At 59.7% G+C, this 16,271-nt stretch carries 15 protein-coding genes and 1 tRNA gene; 9 read left to right on the forward strand and 7 right to left on the reverse strand.

The window, feature by feature from the left end:
• Positions 1-3 precede the first annotated feature (3 nt).
• Entirely contained in the window at positions 4-1,020 is a 1,017-nt protein-coding gene (locus IEV88_RS04890) for a fumarylacetoacetate hydrolase family protein (RefSeq protein ID WP_188160145.1), read from the forward strand.
• 34 nt (positions 1,021-1,054) lie between these two features.
• Entirely contained in the window at positions 1,055-1,528 is a 474-nt protein-coding gene (locus IEV88_RS04895; RefSeq protein WP_188160146.1) for a MarR family winged helix-turn-helix transcriptional regulator, read from the forward strand.
• 15 nt (positions 1,529-1,543) lie between these two features.
• Here IEV88_RS04895 and IEV88_RS04900 read toward each other — a convergent pair whose 3' ends face one another.
• The gene (locus IEV88_RS04900) at positions 1,544-2,374 is read right to left on the reverse strand and encodes a cupin-like domain-containing protein (protein WP_188160147.1); all 831 of its coding nucleotides are present in this window, start codon (positions 2,372-2,374) and stop codon (positions 1,544-1,546) included.
• The gene (locus IEV88_RS04905) at positions 2,371-3,507 is read right to left on the reverse strand and encodes a GNAT family N-acetyltransferase (RefSeq protein ID WP_188160148.1); all 1,137 of its coding nucleotides are present in this window, start codon (positions 3,505-3,507) and stop codon (positions 2,371-2,373) included. The genes IEV88_RS04900 and IEV88_RS04905 overlap by 4 nt, the downstream gene beginning before the upstream one ends.
• A 245-nt stretch (positions 3,508-3,752) precedes the next feature.
• Between IEV88_RS04905 and IEV88_RS04910 the strand changes: the two genes are divergently transcribed.
• Both IEV88_RS04910 and IEV88_RS04915 read left to right on the forward strand, forming a co-directional pair.
• Positions 3,753-6,917, forward strand: a complete 3,165-nt coding sequence (locus IEV88_RS04910) for a glycoside hydrolase family 2 TIM barrel-domain containing protein (protein WP_188160149.1) — start codon at positions 3,753-3,755, stop codon at positions 6,915-6,917.
• Positions 6,918-7,113: 196 nt separating this feature from the next.
• On the forward strand, positions 7,114-8,433 hold the full coding sequence (locus IEV88_RS04915; protein WP_188160150.1) for an ABC1 kinase family protein: 1,320 nt from the start codon (positions 7,114-7,116) through the stop codon (positions 8,431-8,433).
• 17 nt (positions 8,434-8,450) lie between these two features.
• On the opposite strand, the gene IEV88_RS04920 is transcribed toward IEV88_RS04915, so the two are convergent.
• The 3 genes from IEV88_RS04920 to IEV88_RS04930 form a co-directional block, all read right to left on the reverse strand.
• Positions 8,451-8,542, reverse strand: a tRNA-Ser gene (locus IEV88_RS04920).
• A 104-nt stretch (positions 8,543-8,646) separates the two neighbouring features.
• Positions 8,647-9,699, reverse strand: coding sequence for a glycoside hydrolase family 5 protein (locus tag IEV88_RS04925; RefSeq protein WP_188160151.1), 1,053 nt, complete (start codon positions 9,697-9,699; stop codon positions 8,647-8,649).
• 17 nt (positions 9,700-9,716) lie between these two features.
• The gene (locus tag IEV88_RS04930; RefSeq protein ID WP_206711349.1) at positions 9,717-12,053 is read right to left on the reverse strand and encodes a lytic transglycosylase domain-containing protein; all 2,337 of its coding nucleotides are present in this window, start codon (positions 12,051-12,053) and stop codon (positions 9,717-9,719) included.
• 237 nt (positions 12,054-12,290) lie between these two features.
• Between IEV88_RS04930 and dapA the strand changes: the two genes are divergently transcribed.
• Genes dapA through IEV88_RS04945 form a run of 3 tightly spaced genes read left to right on the forward strand, consistent with a single transcriptional unit; the run spans position 12,291 to position 13,885 of the window.
• Complete coding sequence (gene dapA / locus IEV88_RS04935; RefSeq protein ID WP_188160153.1) at positions 12,291-13,184, forward strand: 4-hydroxy-tetrahydrodipicolinate synthase; 894 nt, start codon at positions 12,291-12,293, stop codon at positions 13,182-13,184.
• 21 nt (positions 13,185-13,205) lie between these two features.
• Complete coding sequence (smpB, locus tag IEV88_RS04940) at positions 13,206-13,691, forward strand: SsrA-binding protein SmpB (protein WP_188160154.1); 486 nt, start codon at positions 13,206-13,208, stop codon at positions 13,689-13,691.
• 23 nt (positions 13,692-13,714) lie between these two features.
• Positions 13,715-13,885, forward strand: coding sequence for a hypothetical protein (locus IEV88_RS04945; RefSeq protein WP_188160155.1), 171 nt, complete (start codon positions 13,715-13,717; stop codon positions 13,883-13,885).
• Here IEV88_RS04945 and IEV88_RS04950 read toward each other — a convergent pair.
• Both IEV88_RS04950 and IEV88_RS04955 read right to left on the reverse strand, forming a co-directional pair.
• Positions 13,878-14,558, reverse strand: a complete 681-nt coding sequence (locus tag IEV88_RS04950) for a uracil-DNA glycosylase (RefSeq protein WP_188160156.1) — start codon at positions 14,556-14,558, stop codon at positions 13,878-13,880. The two genes, IEV88_RS04945 and IEV88_RS04950, sit on opposite strands and share 8 nt — an antisense overlap.
• 12 nt (positions 14,559-14,570) lie before the next feature.
• A complete protein-coding gene (locus tag IEV88_RS04955; RefSeq protein WP_188160157.1) occupies positions 14,571-15,173 on the reverse strand; it encodes a LabA-like NYN domain-containing protein in 603 nt (200 codons plus the stop codon).
• A 100-nt stretch (positions 15,174-15,273) separates the two neighbouring features.
• Here IEV88_RS04955 and folK point away from each other — a divergent pair, with 100 nt between their 5' ends.
• Both folK and rpoZ read left to right on the forward strand, forming a co-directional pair.
• Positions 15,274-15,780: a 2-amino-4-hydroxy-6-hydroxymethyldihydropteridine diphosphokinase gene (gene folK, locus IEV88_RS04960; protein ID WP_188481201.1), complete on the forward strand. Its 507-nt coding sequence runs from the start codon at positions 15,274-15,276 to the stop codon at positions 15,778-15,780.
• 91 nt (positions 15,781-15,871) lie between these two features.
• Positions 15,872-16,234: a DNA-directed RNA polymerase subunit omega gene (gene rpoZ, locus IEV88_RS04965; protein ID WP_188160159.1), complete on the forward strand. Its 363-nt coding sequence runs from the start codon at positions 15,872-15,874 to the stop codon at positions 16,232-16,234.
• Positions 16,235-16,271 lie beyond the last annotated feature (37 nt).

Here is a 16,271-nt window from a genome sequence, read left to right on the forward strand (position 1 = left end):
TTGATGAAACTTGCATCCCTGAAACACGGGCGTGACGGCATTCTGGTCGTCGTCTCCCGCACCCTCGAAATCTGTATCGAAGCTGGCGAAATTGCACCGACCATGCAGGCCGCGCTCGACAACTGGGACGCGGCAGCACCGAAATTGCAGAAGCTCTACCAGGCGCTCAATGATGGCTCGATCGATGCACGACCCTTTAACGAGGCTGCTTGTGCATCGCCCCTGCCGCGGGCCTATCAGTGGGCGGACGGTTCGGCCTATGTCAATCACGTCGAACTGGTGCGCAAGGCGCGCGGCGCCGCGATACCGGACAGTTTCTGGGAAGAACCTCTTATGTATCAGGGCGGCTCGGATGCGTTTCTCGATCCTCGCGGCGATATTGAAATCGAGGACACTGCCTGGGGCATCGACATGGAAGGCGAGATCGCCGTCATTACCGGCGATGTCCCGATGGGTGTCAGCGCCGATGATGCCGGCTCCCATATCCGCCTCTTGATGCTCGTCAATGACGTGTCCCTGCGCAATCTGATCCCGGGTGAACTCGGCAAGGGTTTCGGCTTCTTCCAGTCCAAGCCGTCGAGCGCCTTTTCGCCGGTCGCGGTCACGCCGGACGAGCTTGGTGAAGCGTGGCAAGGCAACAAGGTCCATCTGCCGCTGAAGGTCGATTACAACGGTCAGCCTTTCGGCCGCGCCGATGCCGGTGTCGACATGACGTTCGATTTCGCCCGGCTTGTCGCCCATGCTGCGAAGTCGCGGCCGCTCGGCGCGGGGACGATCATCGGGTCGGGCACGGTTTCCAACAAGCTCGATGGCGGGCCGGGCAAGCCGGTCAGTGCCGGGGGTGTCGGCTATTCCTGTATCGCGGAAATGCGCATGATCGAGACCATCGATCAGGGCAAGCCGGAGACGCAGTTCATGTCCTTCGGCGATACTGTCCGTATCTGGATGGAGGACGCTGATGGCAAATCGATCTTCGGTGCCATCGACCAGAAGGTCAGCCAGTACAATCCGCCGCGCTGACAGGATGAGCAGGGCAGGCACGAGGACTGAACAAGTGACACAAACCACGACCCAAAACAGCGCGGAGGAGCCCTTCATTCTGGAGGAGTTCATCCCGTTCAAGCTGGCAGTGCTCAGCGATGCCGTGTCCAAGCTCATTGCCCGGGATTATTCGGACCGTTTCGGTATTACCATCGCGGAATGGCGGGTAATGGCCCTGGTCAGCCAGTATGACGAGGTCCGTGCCCAGACGGTCGTCGAAAAGACACCGATGGACAAGGTCGCGGTCTCGCGTGCGGTCGCATCGCTCGTCGACAAGGGGCTTCTGGAAAAGCGGACAAGCCAGGCCGATCGCCGCTCCGCCCTCCTGCATCTCAGCGCCAAGGGCAACACTATCGCCACCGACATCCAGGCAGTCGCGAAGGTCCATAATGACGATGTCTTGCAGGCGCTGACGACGACAGAGCAGGCGGTCCTCCACGCCATCCTTGACAAGCTGATCGTTCAGGCGAGAAACCTGACCCAATAATCGGTCATCCGAGGATCAGTCGGTGATGATGCCGGCCCTGTTTAGGGCACGGAATGCAGATACTCTCATCGCCCGCGCATTCGAACCCGTCACCAGTCCCATCCCGTGCTGGCGCAGCCAGGCATTCATGCGATGCAGGTCCGCTTCTGCAACACTGAGGCGGGAACGCCAGGTAATCGAGAACGAGATGGAGACTTCCGGCCCGTTCTTGACCCAGTGTGGTGCCTTTACCGGCACGTGAACCGCATCGCCCGGAGCGAGATCGAACAGGGTGGAGCCTTCATCGAAATCTGGCTCGTAAGGCAGGTTTCGGTGACCGGTCTTCGAGTGATAGGCCTCATGGATCTGCGCGGTCAGGATACCTTCGCGCGGATAGACCCGCATCTGTTTGGACCCCCTGATCTGCATGAGGATATTATGTTCCGGGTCCATGTGGAACGGCGTCACCGAGTTCGGCGAGGAGATGAAAATGAAGGCTTCCTTGCGGAACATTGCGCCTGATGCCGGCGCAATCAGGCCCGCAAGTTCCGAAAGGCATTCCTCGAGCCTCGATGCGCAGGCAGGATCACGCTCCACGTTTTTCAACACCATCCATGAACCGTTTTCCTCGATCGAGCGGATGGTTTCGGCAATGCCGAGGCCGTTGCCGGGTGTCTGGTCGGGGCGCTGCGCGACGGGCAGGTCCCCGCGATTATATTCGACGAGATCTGCAGGTAGCCGCGTGGCAATATCGGCAAGCCGCTCGAGACTGAAGAACCCATCCTGCGCCAGATGGTGAGACAATTTTACGGGCCTGTCGGGATAGGCACCTGAGAAAGCGTGCTTCGCGTCACCGGTAAAGATCATGCCTTGACGCCTTTCGTGCCGAGCATGAGGCGTGTACGTTCCGATGTCGTTTCGAGGAATTGGCACAGCATTGACGCCGATCGGTTGGACAGGCCGCGAAGCGGGACATTGACATGGCACATGGTCTGACGCTCCGCCCACAGCTTGTCGATCATGGGATGATCTTCCTGTGCGCATGAGTCGACCCTGGCAAGGCGGTTTTCGTCAAGGACCTGACGAGTTAGTTCCAGTTCCAGCATCACACCCGGGGAGTAGCGCGCATACTCGGCGTCATGGGCAATCTTGAACGACCAGCCATGGGCACCCGCCGTGAAGTTGATCAGCATGCCGATACATTGATCACCGAGGTCAAGGCGCATGAAATGCAGCTGTCTCGCGTGGTGTGCAGCGTGGACGATCTCTTTCAGAAATGCCGGTCCGGTTTCGTCGGTTGCGAGAGAAGAGCCGCCATGGCCACGCCAGCCCTCATGCTCCAGGCGCAGGAAGTGGTCGCACCAGCTCTCGATCTCATGGCCATGCTCAAGCGTGCTGAATCGGACCTGACCTTCTTCGGACAGCCTGTTGGTCAGGCGACGCCATTCCTTCCTTTTCTTGCCGCGGATGTTCTGCAGGATATAGCCTTCATAGGACAGGGAGCTGTCAAGGCAGGCGCGTTGCCAGCGCGCGGCAGCATAGGCATGCGGCCCGGCCACGTCGCGCAGGGCGGTTTCTAGCGCGCCGCCTTCCACGAGCTGACGGAACTGAAGGAAGGCGCCTTTCAGGCCTGCTTCGGATGCGCCATTGATCAGGGTGGCAAAGAACTCTCTCTCATGGCCGGCGCGGACGAGCGGCGCCCCGAGGAAGCAATGGCGGTATAATCCGGTCCTGAGATAGGTTACGGGCAGCCTGGCATAGCCGGTCTTTGTTTCGACAGGCATGACGCCGATCAGAGCTTCGCCGGAGAATACGAGACAGAATACCATCCCGCCCATTTCGTCGAGCAGCGTGCAGGCAGGCTTGAGCAATGCCGGCGACAGGAAGGGATTGGGTTCGCAAGCCTTTTCAGCCAGCTCTCCAATGGCCTGCCAATACTCATCAAGACCGGCGGCATCGGTCACATGCAGACGGCATGTCGCCAGATCGGGTTGTTCCATGGATAAATCCTGCACACTCATAGGCGGTGTCTAGCAAGTTTCGTGCAGGTTAGACCTGCAGATGCATTGATGCCGAAAGTTTTTCTGGCGCCGCCCGGCCGAGGTTGCGGAAATCCGGGTCGCGAGCCGGATATCATTGTCGAATAATAATATAAATGATACCAAGGCATGAGCCATGAATGCGTCGGAATGGACAGGAGGCAAGCGTGATTTTCTTCAGACTTTCAGCTATTTGCGGTCTTATTGTGTCGTCATCAATCGTCACCGGATGCGGCGAGGCGCGAGGGGCCGAACCCCGTTTCCTGCGTGACGGCAACGGCGTCTTGCTCGAATGGCAGGACCCGGAAATTGTCCATGTCAACGAAGAAGCACCCCGGGCAAGCTTCATTCCCTATGAAACCACGCAGCTTGCCCGCCAGGACACGCCGGACCGGTCAGCCTTTTATCAGTCCCTCGATGGCACATGGAAATTCAGCTGGGCGCCGCGTCCTGCGGACCGGGCGGCCGAGTTCTGGCGGCAGGACTATGATGTCAGCGGCTGGGACGATATCGATGTTCCCTCGAACTGGGAGCGGCGCGGTTATGGCCTACCCCGCTATGTCAACGCGGATTATGTTTTCGGGGCGCAGGAGCCGGTCGTGCCGGTTGATGACAACCCGGTAGGGTCCTATCGCCGGACCTTCACGGTGCCCGAAAGCTGGGATGACCGGCGCATCTTCCTGCGTTTCGGGGCTGCCAATTCGGGCATGTATGTTTGGGTCAACGGACAACAGGTTGGCTACACCGAAGATTCAAAGCTGCCTGCAGAATTCGATATCAGCGAGTTTGTCGAGCCGGGCGAGAACATGGTCGCGGCGGAGGTCTATCAATGGTCTTCCGGCACCTATCTGGAGGATCAGGATTTCTGGTCAATTTCAGGGCTGGAGCGGACAGTCGATCTGATCGCCCAGCCGGAAACCCATATCCGGGATTTCTTCGCCAATGCCGGATTGTCCAAGAGCGACCTGTCGACTGGCACCCTCGACCTGAGTGTCGAGCTTCGGGGCCCTGACGCGACGACGCTGTCGGTGGCCTATTCACTGTTCGACGGGGATACGGAAGTGCTCACGGGAGAGGCCGTCGCCGGCGGGGAAGGGCTGGTCCGTTTCAATAAACAGCTTGCCGGGGTGCGCCAATGGTCAGCGGAGACCCCCAATCTCTACACTCTGGTCATCGAGATGAAGGATGGTGATGGCGACATTATCGAGGCGATCTCCGATGAGATCGGGTTCCGGCGTGTAGAGACGATCGACGGGAGATTGTTCGTCAATGGCAAAGCTGTCATCTTGCGGGGAGTGAATCGTCACGAGACCGATCCGGTCGATGGCAGGGTGGTCAGTACGGAACTGATGATCCGGGATATCGAGCTGTTGAAACAGCTCAATTTCAACGCCGTGCGCACATCCCACTACCCCAATGATCCGCGCTGGTACGATCTGACCGACCGCTACGGGATCTATATCGTCGATGAGGCCAATGTCGAATCCCACGCCTACATGAATGGCGGACCGGATATCTGGCTCGGCAACAAGGATTATTTCTACGAGTCCCATTTCAAGCGCTGGAAAGGCATGGTCGAACGTGACAAGAACCATCCTTCGATCATCATGTGGTCGCTGGGCAATGAAGCCGGTCTCGGCTATGCGTTCGAGGATGGCGCTGCGTGGATGAAGCAGCGCGACCCGAGCCGGGTCGTCGGCTATGAAGGCACCGGCCAGTCGACGGACATTCATAACCCGCGGGACTATCTCGATCTGTATACCCCGATGTATGACACGGTCGCAGAAATGCGCGACTATCTCGAGACAGACGGGTCGAAAGCCATCATCCTGTTTGAATATGCCCATGCCATGGGCAATTCGCTGGGTGGCTTCAAGGAATATTGGGACCTGATCTGGAACGAGCCAATGGCACAGGGCGGCTTTATCTGGGACTGGGTCGACCAGACTTTCCTCGAGTACAAAGAGGATGGCACGCCCTACTGGGCCTATGGCGGCGATTACGATGAAGGCCGCAATGACGGCAACTTCCTCGCTAACGGAATCATCCAGCCGGACCGCACGCTCAACCCGCATGCCTGGGAGGCAAAGAAAGTCATGCAGCCCGTTCTGTTTGAGAGCGATGATCCGGCGACCGGCGCGATCAGCGTGGCCAACCGCCATGATTTTATCCCCCTGTCGCAGCTAGATATTGCGTGGGTCATCGAAGAGGACGGGATTGAGATTGCCGATGGCAGGCTCAACAGTCTGTCTACGGCAGCCGGTGAAACGGACAGTATCACGGTCGCCTTGCCGGACATAGATCCGGAGCCGGGCCGGGAGTATTTCCTGACCATAAGGGCAACGGCCAGTGACACGTATCAGGCGCTGGTGCCCGCCGGTCATCTGGTCGCCTGGGAACAGTTCCCCCTGCCATGGTCGGCGCCAGCGCAGCCGTTGCAGACTGCGTTACTGCCGGCCCTCGACCTGGTCAAGGGAGACGACCTGATCGAGGTCAGCGGCGATGGCTTCAGCGTCGCCGTCGATGCGACAACCGGCCTGATCACCTCCTATCTCGTCGCGGGAAAGGAAACCATGCTGTCGCCCCTAGCCCCGAATTTCTGGCGCGCCCCGATCGACAATGATGTCGGCGGCCGCATCCATGAAACACTCGGCATCTGGAAAGACATGGGCCAAAGCCGCGTGTTGGAAAATCTCCGTGCCGAGAAGGTATCTGCAACAGAAGTCAGGCTCGTGGCTGAAGCGAGCTATGGCGATGGCGCATTATCCTATGACAGCACCTATACGATTTTCGGGTCTGGCGATGTTGTTGTCGAAAACGCCGTCATCCCTGAAACCGGCGATCTGCCGGAGTTCTATCGGGTCGGGATGACGATGACAGCGCCCGGAGCGATGGGCAATCTGACATGGCTGGGCAGGGGACCTCATTCCTCCTATGCCGACCGCAAGGCCGGTGCCGCAATTGGCCTTTATCAAGGACAGGTGGCTGACCAGTTCCATGACTATTCGCGCCCTCAGGAAACCGGCAACAAGGTGGATGTCCGCTGGCTGGCGATCGCGGATGACGCCGGTACGGGGCTTGGCGTTATCGGTCAGCCCATGCTCAGCGTGACGGCGTTGCCCTTCCCCTATGAGGATCTCGCCTATGTCGAGGGCGGACAGCGCCACGGAGCCGACCTGAAAGTGAAGGATGTCGTGACACTGAATATCGACCTGGCCCAGATGGGGGTCGGCGGTGATAATTCCTGGGGCTTCTGGCCGCTGGAAGAATACCGGCTGCCGGTACAGCGCTATGACTATTCTTTCCGTCTGAGGGGCTATGAAGCCGGGACCGATCCTGCGGCATTTGCGCGCCTTCGCGTCGCGGACTAGACGCAACCTGCATTCGACCGGACTCATTCGAATGCAGAAAAGGTGATCGTTTCCAAGGTGTTGGGGCCGCTTCTCTGTGCCTACCCCGCTGCCGGCCGCTCTGGCCCCGGCGGGCAAAGAGGCTTGCTCGCGCGACCGTGCTGACTAGATGACGTTGGGCGGTCTGCGCGATCGATCTCGATATGAGTGGCATGTGATGGCAAGAGACAAGAAAGACGACAGGACAAGGTCAGTACCGCGCGGGCGCCTGTCCCGGCTCGGCGGGATCGGCAGTCTTGGTGCCGGTATTGCCGGCAATATGCTTGTCGATGGCGCGAGGCGTCTGTCGCGCGGCGAGAGACCGTCCCTTCAGGATCTCCTGCTGACCCCGCAGAATGCAGGAAAGGCTGCGGACCAGCTGTCGCGCCTGCGCGGCGCGGCGATGAAGGTCGGACAATTGGTATCCCTCGACAACGGAGATTTCCTTCCGCCGGAGCTGGCCGATATCATGGGTCGTCTGCGCTCTTCTGCCCATGCGATGCCGCCGCACCAGCTGAAACGTGTACTGAACGATAATTGGGGAAATGACTGGCGCAGGAAATTCGAAAGCTTCACCGTCAAGCCGATTGCAGCCGCCTCCATCGGCCAGGTCCACAGGGGCCGCACACTCGATGGCCGCGATGTCGCGATCAAGGTCCAGTATCCCGGTGTGCGGGAGAGCATCGACAGCGACGTCGACAATGTCGCAACGCTTGTGCGCATGTCCGGCCTGTTGCCAAAGAATGTCGACATCAGACCCGTGCTGGAGGAAGCCAAGACACAGCTGCGCGAAGAGGCGGATTACCTGCGCGAAGCGGCGTATCTTGATCGCTACCGCGACGCGCTTGGCGGCCGCGAGGGGTTCCTGTTGCCCGAGGCTTATGGAGACCTGACAACACGCGACGTCCTCGCCATGAGTTTCGTCAGCGGTGATCCTATCGAAAAACTCGGGGACATGGACCAGGAAGCGCGCGATTCCATTATGGTGCGTCTCATGACGTTGCTCCTTGACGAGTTGCTCGATCTCCGTCTCATGCAGACCGATCCGAATTTTGCCAATTATTTCTATGACCGCGACAGCGACAGGATCGTGCTGCTCGATTTCGGCGCGACCCGCGAGATCCCCCAGGGCCTCTCCGACGGCTATCGCCGGCTCCTGACGGCGGGGCTGAATGCCGATTGGGATCAGGCCCGCGCGGTCGCCATCACCATGGGATTGATGTCGGACGATCTCGCGGATGAGGTCGAGACGATGATCCGCGAGGTTTTCGTGATGGCCGTGGAACCGCTCTCCGTGGCAGGGGCTTATGATTTCGGCGCATCGGACCTTGCCGGCAGGCTGAGCGAGAAGGCAATGACCCTGCGCAAGAGTGGCTTCGATCACATCCCGCCGCCGGTGACGATTTTCCTGCATCGCAAGATCGGCGGCATGTATCTGCTGGCGACGCGCCTCAAGGCACGCGTTGACCTAAGAGCCCTTGCCCAGCGCTATATCTGATGTTCCGCCCAGGCGAGTGGCGGAGTGGAAGGGATTCGAACCCTCGATACGGTTTAAGCCGCATACTCCCTTAGCAGGGGAGCGCCTTCGACCACTCGGCCACCACTCCACCGGCGAAAATGTCAGAATTCTTCAGATATGCAAGGCGAAAGATCGGCTAATTGACTGATTTTTCCGCACATTGCCAGGGATTGATTGAACGGCGGCTTTGTATCAGCCGCGAAGCCGCAGTTTGTGGAAGCGGGGGCGGGATATTTCTTCCCGGAAGACGGCGGCCGGGCACGATGTCTCGCCGATACCGCCCGGCCCGTTGATGAGTTGATCGCCCCAAGGCGACAGCGTGTCCGGATCGAAATCGACCGTAATGTCGAGATCCTCGACGATGGCGCTGTTACCGGACCATGACCAGCCGATATAGCCGATATCCATCTCATTGGTCAGGCGAAAAATGGTTTCCTCGTCGACCGGTTCGCCCTGGTGGTCGGGACCGAACTCGCCGACGATCAGCGGAAGGTCCATCGCGTCGAAAGCCGCGAAGTAGCGCGCGATGCTCTCTGCCTCGGCATAAACCTGATACATGTGCACACTGAAGATCGTGTTGGCGAGAGGGTCGGCGGCGGCCAGGGCCGGCGCTTCGGTCAGCATGGTCTGTCTCGCGTCCTGTCCCCAGTCATGACCATCAATGACCATTGTGTGGGTAAACCCTGCCGCCCTCAGTGCCTTGATCGTGGTCATCTGCATTTCCGTGTAGACAGCAGGAGCGATTGAATTGCCCGTCGGCTCGTTGCCCGGATTGATCAGCACATAGGCTTCCTGTCCGATCAGGATATCTGCGAGCGACATCCAGTAGGGGATCGTCTCGGCGAGATGGATGGCCCAGTCCTGCTGGCCATAGCCGGTGGTGTTGTGAACGGTGAACATCACGATCATGTCGTGGGCTTTCGCCAGCCGGATAATCTCTGCAACCTCTTCTTTCGGCGTTTCGCCCCATGGCGCGCCGGAGGAAAGCGAGACCCTGACGATATTGGCACCGGTTGCCGCGATTTCTGGCAGAGCCTTGGCTGTCCGCTGACGCTGCCAGGCATGGGGATGGTTGATCCCGCGCATGACGAAGGGCGTATCCGTTGCGTCAAGCAACCGGTCTCCGGCAACGCTAAACCCTTTTTGCGGCACCGGACCGTTACCGGAGGACAGGGATGAGCAAGCGGAGACACCCGCCATCAGTGCGGCAAGCGGAATGAACAGCGGAAACGGGTTCGGTGTCATGCCGGAACCCTATCAGGTCAGCAGGCTGATTCCACAGTTTCCACATCGTCATCCAGGGCCAGGCGATTCAGCGTTTCGGCGTCGGCCTCACAGGGGTCGATCTCATTCGAAATCTTGCTCCGCTCCCCGACCAGAGGCTGATTAAAGGAAGCGAGCATGGCAACCGGGTCCGGCACCTCCTGGGAGAATGCGGCCGGCACGGCAAGACCGGCCATGCGGTCATCGGTCATCGCCTTGCCGTCCCATTGGCTCGCCTTGGCCGACAGGATCGGACTTGGCTGCGCCAGCCCGATCGCCGTGGTCGTGCCGCCACCACGGACAAGGTCTCTGGCGAGCTTGCCGGCAATGGGCCCGCCCTCGACCTGGGCCCGGTAAATCTGGGTGTTCTCCAGCACACGCTGGACATAGTTTCTGGTCTCGTCGAACGGGATCAGTTCGACCCAGTCGACCGGATCGACATCCGGGTTGCGCGGATCGCCATAGCGCTCGATCCACTGGCTCGCCCTGTTTGGCCCGGCGTTATAACCGACGAGCGTGAGGATGTACGAACCTTCGAAGCGCTCGATCAGGTGGCTGAGATGGGCCGATCCGATGACGAGATTATACAATGGATCGTCCATGAGGCGGGGCGTCGAGTACGGAAAGCCTTCCTTGCGGGCGGTCAATTGCGCCGTCGACGGCAGCAATTGCATCAGCCCGCGTGCATTGGCCGACGAATAGGCGCGGGGATTGAACTCGCTTTCCTGCCGCGACAGGCCGAGAATGAGGGGTTCCTCGACATAGTTTGACGCCTGACCGGGAACAAGGATGCGAGGCCAGGCGACGCTGGGCGCTTCGGCGCCACGTCCGACGGCGACCTTGCCAGCGCGGACGGACAGGAAAAGCATATCTTCGCGCCTGACGAGGTCCTCGTAAAGAGCGTATTCGCCAGGCGTTGCCAGCACATCGTCCAGTTGCCGCGCGAAGGCAATGTAACGGTATTCCTCATCCACTTCGGCCAGAATGCGCATGGCATGAACGAGTGGACGAGAATTGAACATCTCGCGATCCTCTGCGCTCGGCTCGACCGCGGGCGGGAAGCCGGGGGCATTCTCCGTGCCGAGAGATTCCTGTGCAAGTTGCCCGTAATAGGTAAACGGGTAGGCGGCTGCGACGGCATAATACTGCCGGGCGCGCTCGCGGTTGCCTTCGGCGGCAAAGGCGCGGCCGAGCCAGTATTGTGCCCGCGATTTCGAGATGGGGGAGGACACATTGGCATCAAGATAGGCAAAATGGCGCCGGGCGCGCTCCGGCTCCTTCAAGAAGCGCAGCGCGATCCAGCCGGCATAAAATTCCGCTTCCGCGAAATTCCCGCCTTCCTTCAGGCCGGAATAGGCTGCCATGCGATAGGCATCCTTGTAGAGGCCATCGCGCAACGCCCACAGCATCAGCAGGTTCTTCTCGCCCCACCAGGCTTCCGGATAGCGCAGATAGTCGGAGCTGACCGGCGCCTGCGCGGCATAGCCGATGGCTGTGGGCTCATTATCGCCGCGCCGGTAATAGCGTGCGGCGGCGTGCAGGACGCCGGAATCGCGAAGCTGTTCGGGACTGAGCCCTTCCAGTAGCCGAACGGCATTGCCATCGCGGCGCAGCAGGGCGATACGGGCCTCTGCCATCTGCCGGTGGTTTGCCGCAAGATAGTCAAGCAGGCGAACGGAGTCCGTCGCGATGATGTCGAAGAGCTGGCGGTCGACCTTTGCGTAATGATCGTCTTCACTCAGATGAGAGGCAAACTCCCTCGCGATATCGCGCTCATCCGAAACCGGCCAATTATGGTTGACCCAGGCGTCGCGCAGCCGGCGCTTGCCCTCGTCGGTCTGGCCGCTGTCGAGGAGGGCCCGGGCGAGGGCGATCTTGCCATAGCCTGAAACGGGCTGCTTGTTCCTGAAGAAAGCAAGAATATCCGCCGGGGCGTCGTTCTCCGTCATCTCCTCTTCGGCGGTGCGCTGAATGGTGAAATCGTTGGGCCAGTCGGGATTCTCGTCGAGGAAGCGGCCAAGCGCCCGCCAGTCGAGATTATCTGGTTCGGCGCGATACCAGGCCCAGTCGGCGACGGTACGGGCAACGGAATCGCTGATCTGCGGACGATAGGAATCGGCAACGTCCCAGCGCCTGCGATCGAGCGCCTCGAAATACAGGTTGAGGATGGCGTGATCGCCCTCGGACACGTAGACGGGCCCGGGCGCGTCAGGTTTCACGCGCGGTACGGGCGCCTGCGCCGAGCTAGCACCGGTCGAGACGGCCAAAACAAGCACGCTCGTCAGGAGCAGGGAATTCACATTATTGCGGCAGCAATCAAAACACCGCGTAACCATCCGGTACATAAGTTCTCTTTCGGCCCTGTTCGTGACAAAATCCCCAGCTATCCGTCATTGTAACGATATTCGGCCCGGCCCGTAAGGCCTGCGCGAACACATGGACGATCATATAGGCACGATTGCAACACCGGCGGCACCCGATCGCAAAGTCGGCAACTCATGTCGTCGTCCAGCCTCCTTGCCACTGCGGGGCAAGGCAGCTAACCATGCGCTGAGAATGGAAAGAAACATGATATGTCAGACAATTCCGGGCCGATGTTAAAAGGGTCAATCACAGCACTGGTCACGCCAATGAAGGGCGGCAAGGTCGATGAAAAGGCGTTCACCGGTCTGGTAGAACGCCAGGTCAAGGCCGGCACCCATGGTGTTGTGCCGGTCGGCACGACAGGCGAGTCGCCGACCCTGACCCATGAAGAGCATGCCCGCGTCGTCGATCTGTGCATCGAAATCGTTGCCGGGCGCATTCCGGTGATTGCCGGGGCCGGCTCGAACTCGACACAGGAAGCGATCATGCTGGCGCGGCATGCGGAAAAATCCGGTGCAGACGCCCTGCTGACGGTGACCGGCTACTACAACAAGCCCTCCCAGCCGGGGATCTACGCCCACTTCAAGGCGGTGCACGATGCCGTCTCGATCCCGCTCGTAATCTATAACGTGCCAGCGCGGACCTCCTCTGATGTGACGGTGGAAACCCTCGCCAGGCTTTCCGAGCTGGAACGGGTGATCGGGGTCAAGGACGCAACGGCCAATCTCGCGCGGGTACCGCAGCAGCGTCTTGCCTGTGCCGAAGGGTTCATCCAGCTTTCCGGCGAGGACATCACGGCGGTGGGCTTCAACGCCATGGGCGGTTCGGGCTGTATCTCGGTGACGTCAAACATCGTGCCCGAGCTGTGCGCCCAGATGCAGGAGGCCTGTCTCAAGGGTGATTGGACGAGGGCCGTCGATATCCAGGATCGGCTGACGCCGCTGCACGAGGCGGTCTTCGCCGACACCAGCCCAGCGCCAACGAAATACGCACTTTCCCGGCTCGGCCTGTGTTCTGACGAGATCAGGCTGCCGCTGGTCGGCGCCTCCGAGGCTGCCTGCAGCAAGGTCGATGCGGCGCTGGCCGGTCTCGGTCTTCTTTAATCGACGGAATATCCTGAGTTCATGGCCAAACCTGCATCCACACCCTTCAAGGTCATCGCCGAAAACCGGCGCGCCCGCTTCGAATACGAAATCGAAGAGGAGTTCGATGCCGGTCTCGTGCTCACCGGTACCGAGGTGAAATCCCTGCGTACCGGCAAGGCCAATATTGCCGAGAGCTATGCAACGCCCGAAAGCCATGTCGGCACCGTCGAGATCTGGCTGATCAATTGCAATATCCCGGAGTACAAGCAGGGCAATCGCGAAAACCATGATCCGAAGCGTAACCGCAAGCTTTTGCTGCACAAGCGCGAGGTGAACCGCCTCACCGGCGCGGTTGAGCGGAAGGGTTATGCAATCGTACCGATGCGCCTGTTCTTCAACGATCGCGGCATCGCCAAGATCAAGATCGGCCTCGGCAAGGGCAAGAAGATGCACGACAAGCGCGAGACGCAGAAATCCCGCGACTGGGGACGCCAGAAGCAGCGCCTGCTGCGCGAAAACAGCTAACGCCCCGGGGAGGGAGCAGACGGATGTTCGAACCGGAAAAGCTGTTCGAGTGGAAACGCTGGCTGAAAATGCTGGCCCTGTGGTTTCCCGTGGCTATCCCGTTCGTCTATTTCAGCGTGCGCTATGACAGCGTGCTGTTGCTCGTGCCGCTGATCCTCTACGCTCTTTTCCTGAACTGGAATTTCTTCAAATAGCCTTCAGCCGGTTCCTGATCGAGACGAAAACGTCATCGAACATCGCTTCGGTGAGCCGTCCCGTATTCGTATTGTACCGGGAGCAGTGATAGCTGTCGATCAAGGCAGCGGGGCGGCTATCGAGCGTTATATCGTGTACGGCATTATGACCGAAGGCAAGGGCTGAGCGCTTCATGCCCAGCGCCGACAGGGTGTTGTCATGAGAGATACGCCCGAGGCACATGACGACCTTCAGGGCGGGCAGGGTGGCCAGGCGTGAAACCAGGAATTTGCGGCAAGTCCTTGCTTCGTCACCGGTCGGCTTGTTCTGCGGCGGCACGCAGCGCACGGCATTGGTGATCATCGCCTTGTGCAGAGTTAGCCCGTCATCGGGTCGCGCGTCGTAACTGCCTCTGGCGAAGCCATGGCGCAGCATCGTCGCATAGAGCAGGTCGCCGGCATAATCGCCGGTAAAGGGACGCGCCGTCCTGTTGGCCCCCTGCAGGCCGGGTGCGAGGCCGACGATCAGCACTTCGACAGCCTCGTCACCCTCGGGCGGGCCGAAAGAAGGAACCGCGCCGTTGAACCAATCCGGATGAGCCGCCTCATTCTCGCGCCTGAACGCGACGAGGCGCGGGCAAAACGGGCAATCGGCTATCGGCTCGGGTGGTACTATCTCTGTGCTGGCAGCCATGAGTGACGACTATCAGAACTCGTCTTCTTCAGCGAAAAATTCTTCTTCGTTGGTCTTGCGCGGCGGCGCGCCCTTGCGGCCGATGACGCCCTGCAGGTCGGCAAGGTCGATGAAGTGGTCTGCCATGCGGCGGATATCGTCGCTGGCCATGGGCGGCGTGGTCTTGACCGTGGAGACGAGCGTGACTTTGACGCCCTTGCCCTGAACGGCCTCGATCGCGCGGCGGAAATCGCCATTGCCCGTAAACAGGACGATCGCGTCCAGCTTGTCGGCGAGCATTACCATATCGACGGCAAGCTCGATATCGACAGACCCCTTGTACCGCTTCTTGCCCTGCGCATCGGTGTATTCCCGCGCAATCTTGGTGACCATGGTGTAGCCATTATAGTCGAGCCAGTCGACGAGGGGGCGCAGCGGAGAATAGTCCTGGTCGCGGTCCTCCTGCATCGAGGTGTAGTAATAGGCGCGGATCAGCCGGCTTTCCTCGCGGGTCTTTTTCAGAAGGCTCTTATAGTCTATGTCGAAACCGAGATTGCGAGCGGTCTTGTAGAGATTGGCGCCGTCGATAAAAATCGCCGCGCGATCGTCTTCATCCAGTCCAAGCCAGGGGTGCATTATCATTCCTTCCCAATATTGCCTGTAATATGTCGTGATCTGATATAGATGGCGTAACGTATTTGAATCCTTGGAAAAATCAACCTCAAGTCAAACTACCATGATCATTATCGCGCTAGGGTCGAACAAGTCATTTTGCGGACAACCGCCGGGTGAAATTATCGTCAAGGCCATGAACGCGCTTGCAGATTTCGGCACCGGCCAGAAGCGCTCGGGGCTCTATTTGAGCCCGGCCTGGCCCGATCCGTCGGAACCGCCCTATGTAAACGCCGTCACTGCATTTGATCAGAGCCATCATACGCCCGAGGAAATGCTCGCTGCTCTTCATACCATAGAAGACGGGTTCGGACGGGAGAGGGCGTACCGGCAGAACCCGTCCCTGCGCTATGCGCCGCGCACGCTGGATCTGGACCTGATAGCCTTTCACGGGGAGAGGCGCGCTAACGGCCCGAATGGCCTGCATCTGCCGCACCCGGCCTTGTCCCGGCGCGACTTCGTCCTGCTGCCATTGCAGGATATCGTCCCATCTTGGCAGCATCCGGAATCATCCCTATCTGTGGACGAGATGATTTCAGCCCTGCCGCAGGTCACAGCGACCCGGATTTAGCGTTTAAATCCGGGCAATACAGGTCTGTTTCGAGTTGATTTCGGCGATATGACACTGTACGAGTGCGGTTTCGCCGATTAGGAGATAATGAATGGCTCGCGTCACTGTTGAAGATTGCGTTGAAAAGGTCGACAACCGTTTCGATCTCGTTCTGCTTGCTGCCCACCGCGCGCGGACGATTTCTTCGGGATCGCCGATTCTCGTCGACCGCGACAATGACAAGAACCCGGTCGTCGCCCTGCGCGAGATCGCCGATTCCAACCTCAAGCCGGATGACGTCCGCGAAGACCTCGTGACCTCGCTGCAGAAACAGCTCGACGTTGATGAGCCGGAAGACGCCGAAGGCGCTGCTGCCGAGAAGGCTGACCTGCCGGAGCATGACACGATGAGCGAGGACGACCTTCTGCGTGCCCTTCAGACGACGGGCATGTCGCCGGTTCAGAACAAAGGCTGAGACCGGCCACCGCTGATCCAGCCCTTGAAGTTAAATC

It is taken from the genome of Aquisalinus flavus (assembly GCF_014640095.1).
GTDB lineage: Bacteria > Pseudomonadota > Alphaproteobacteria > Caulobacterales > Parvularculaceae > Aquisalinus > Aquisalinus flavus.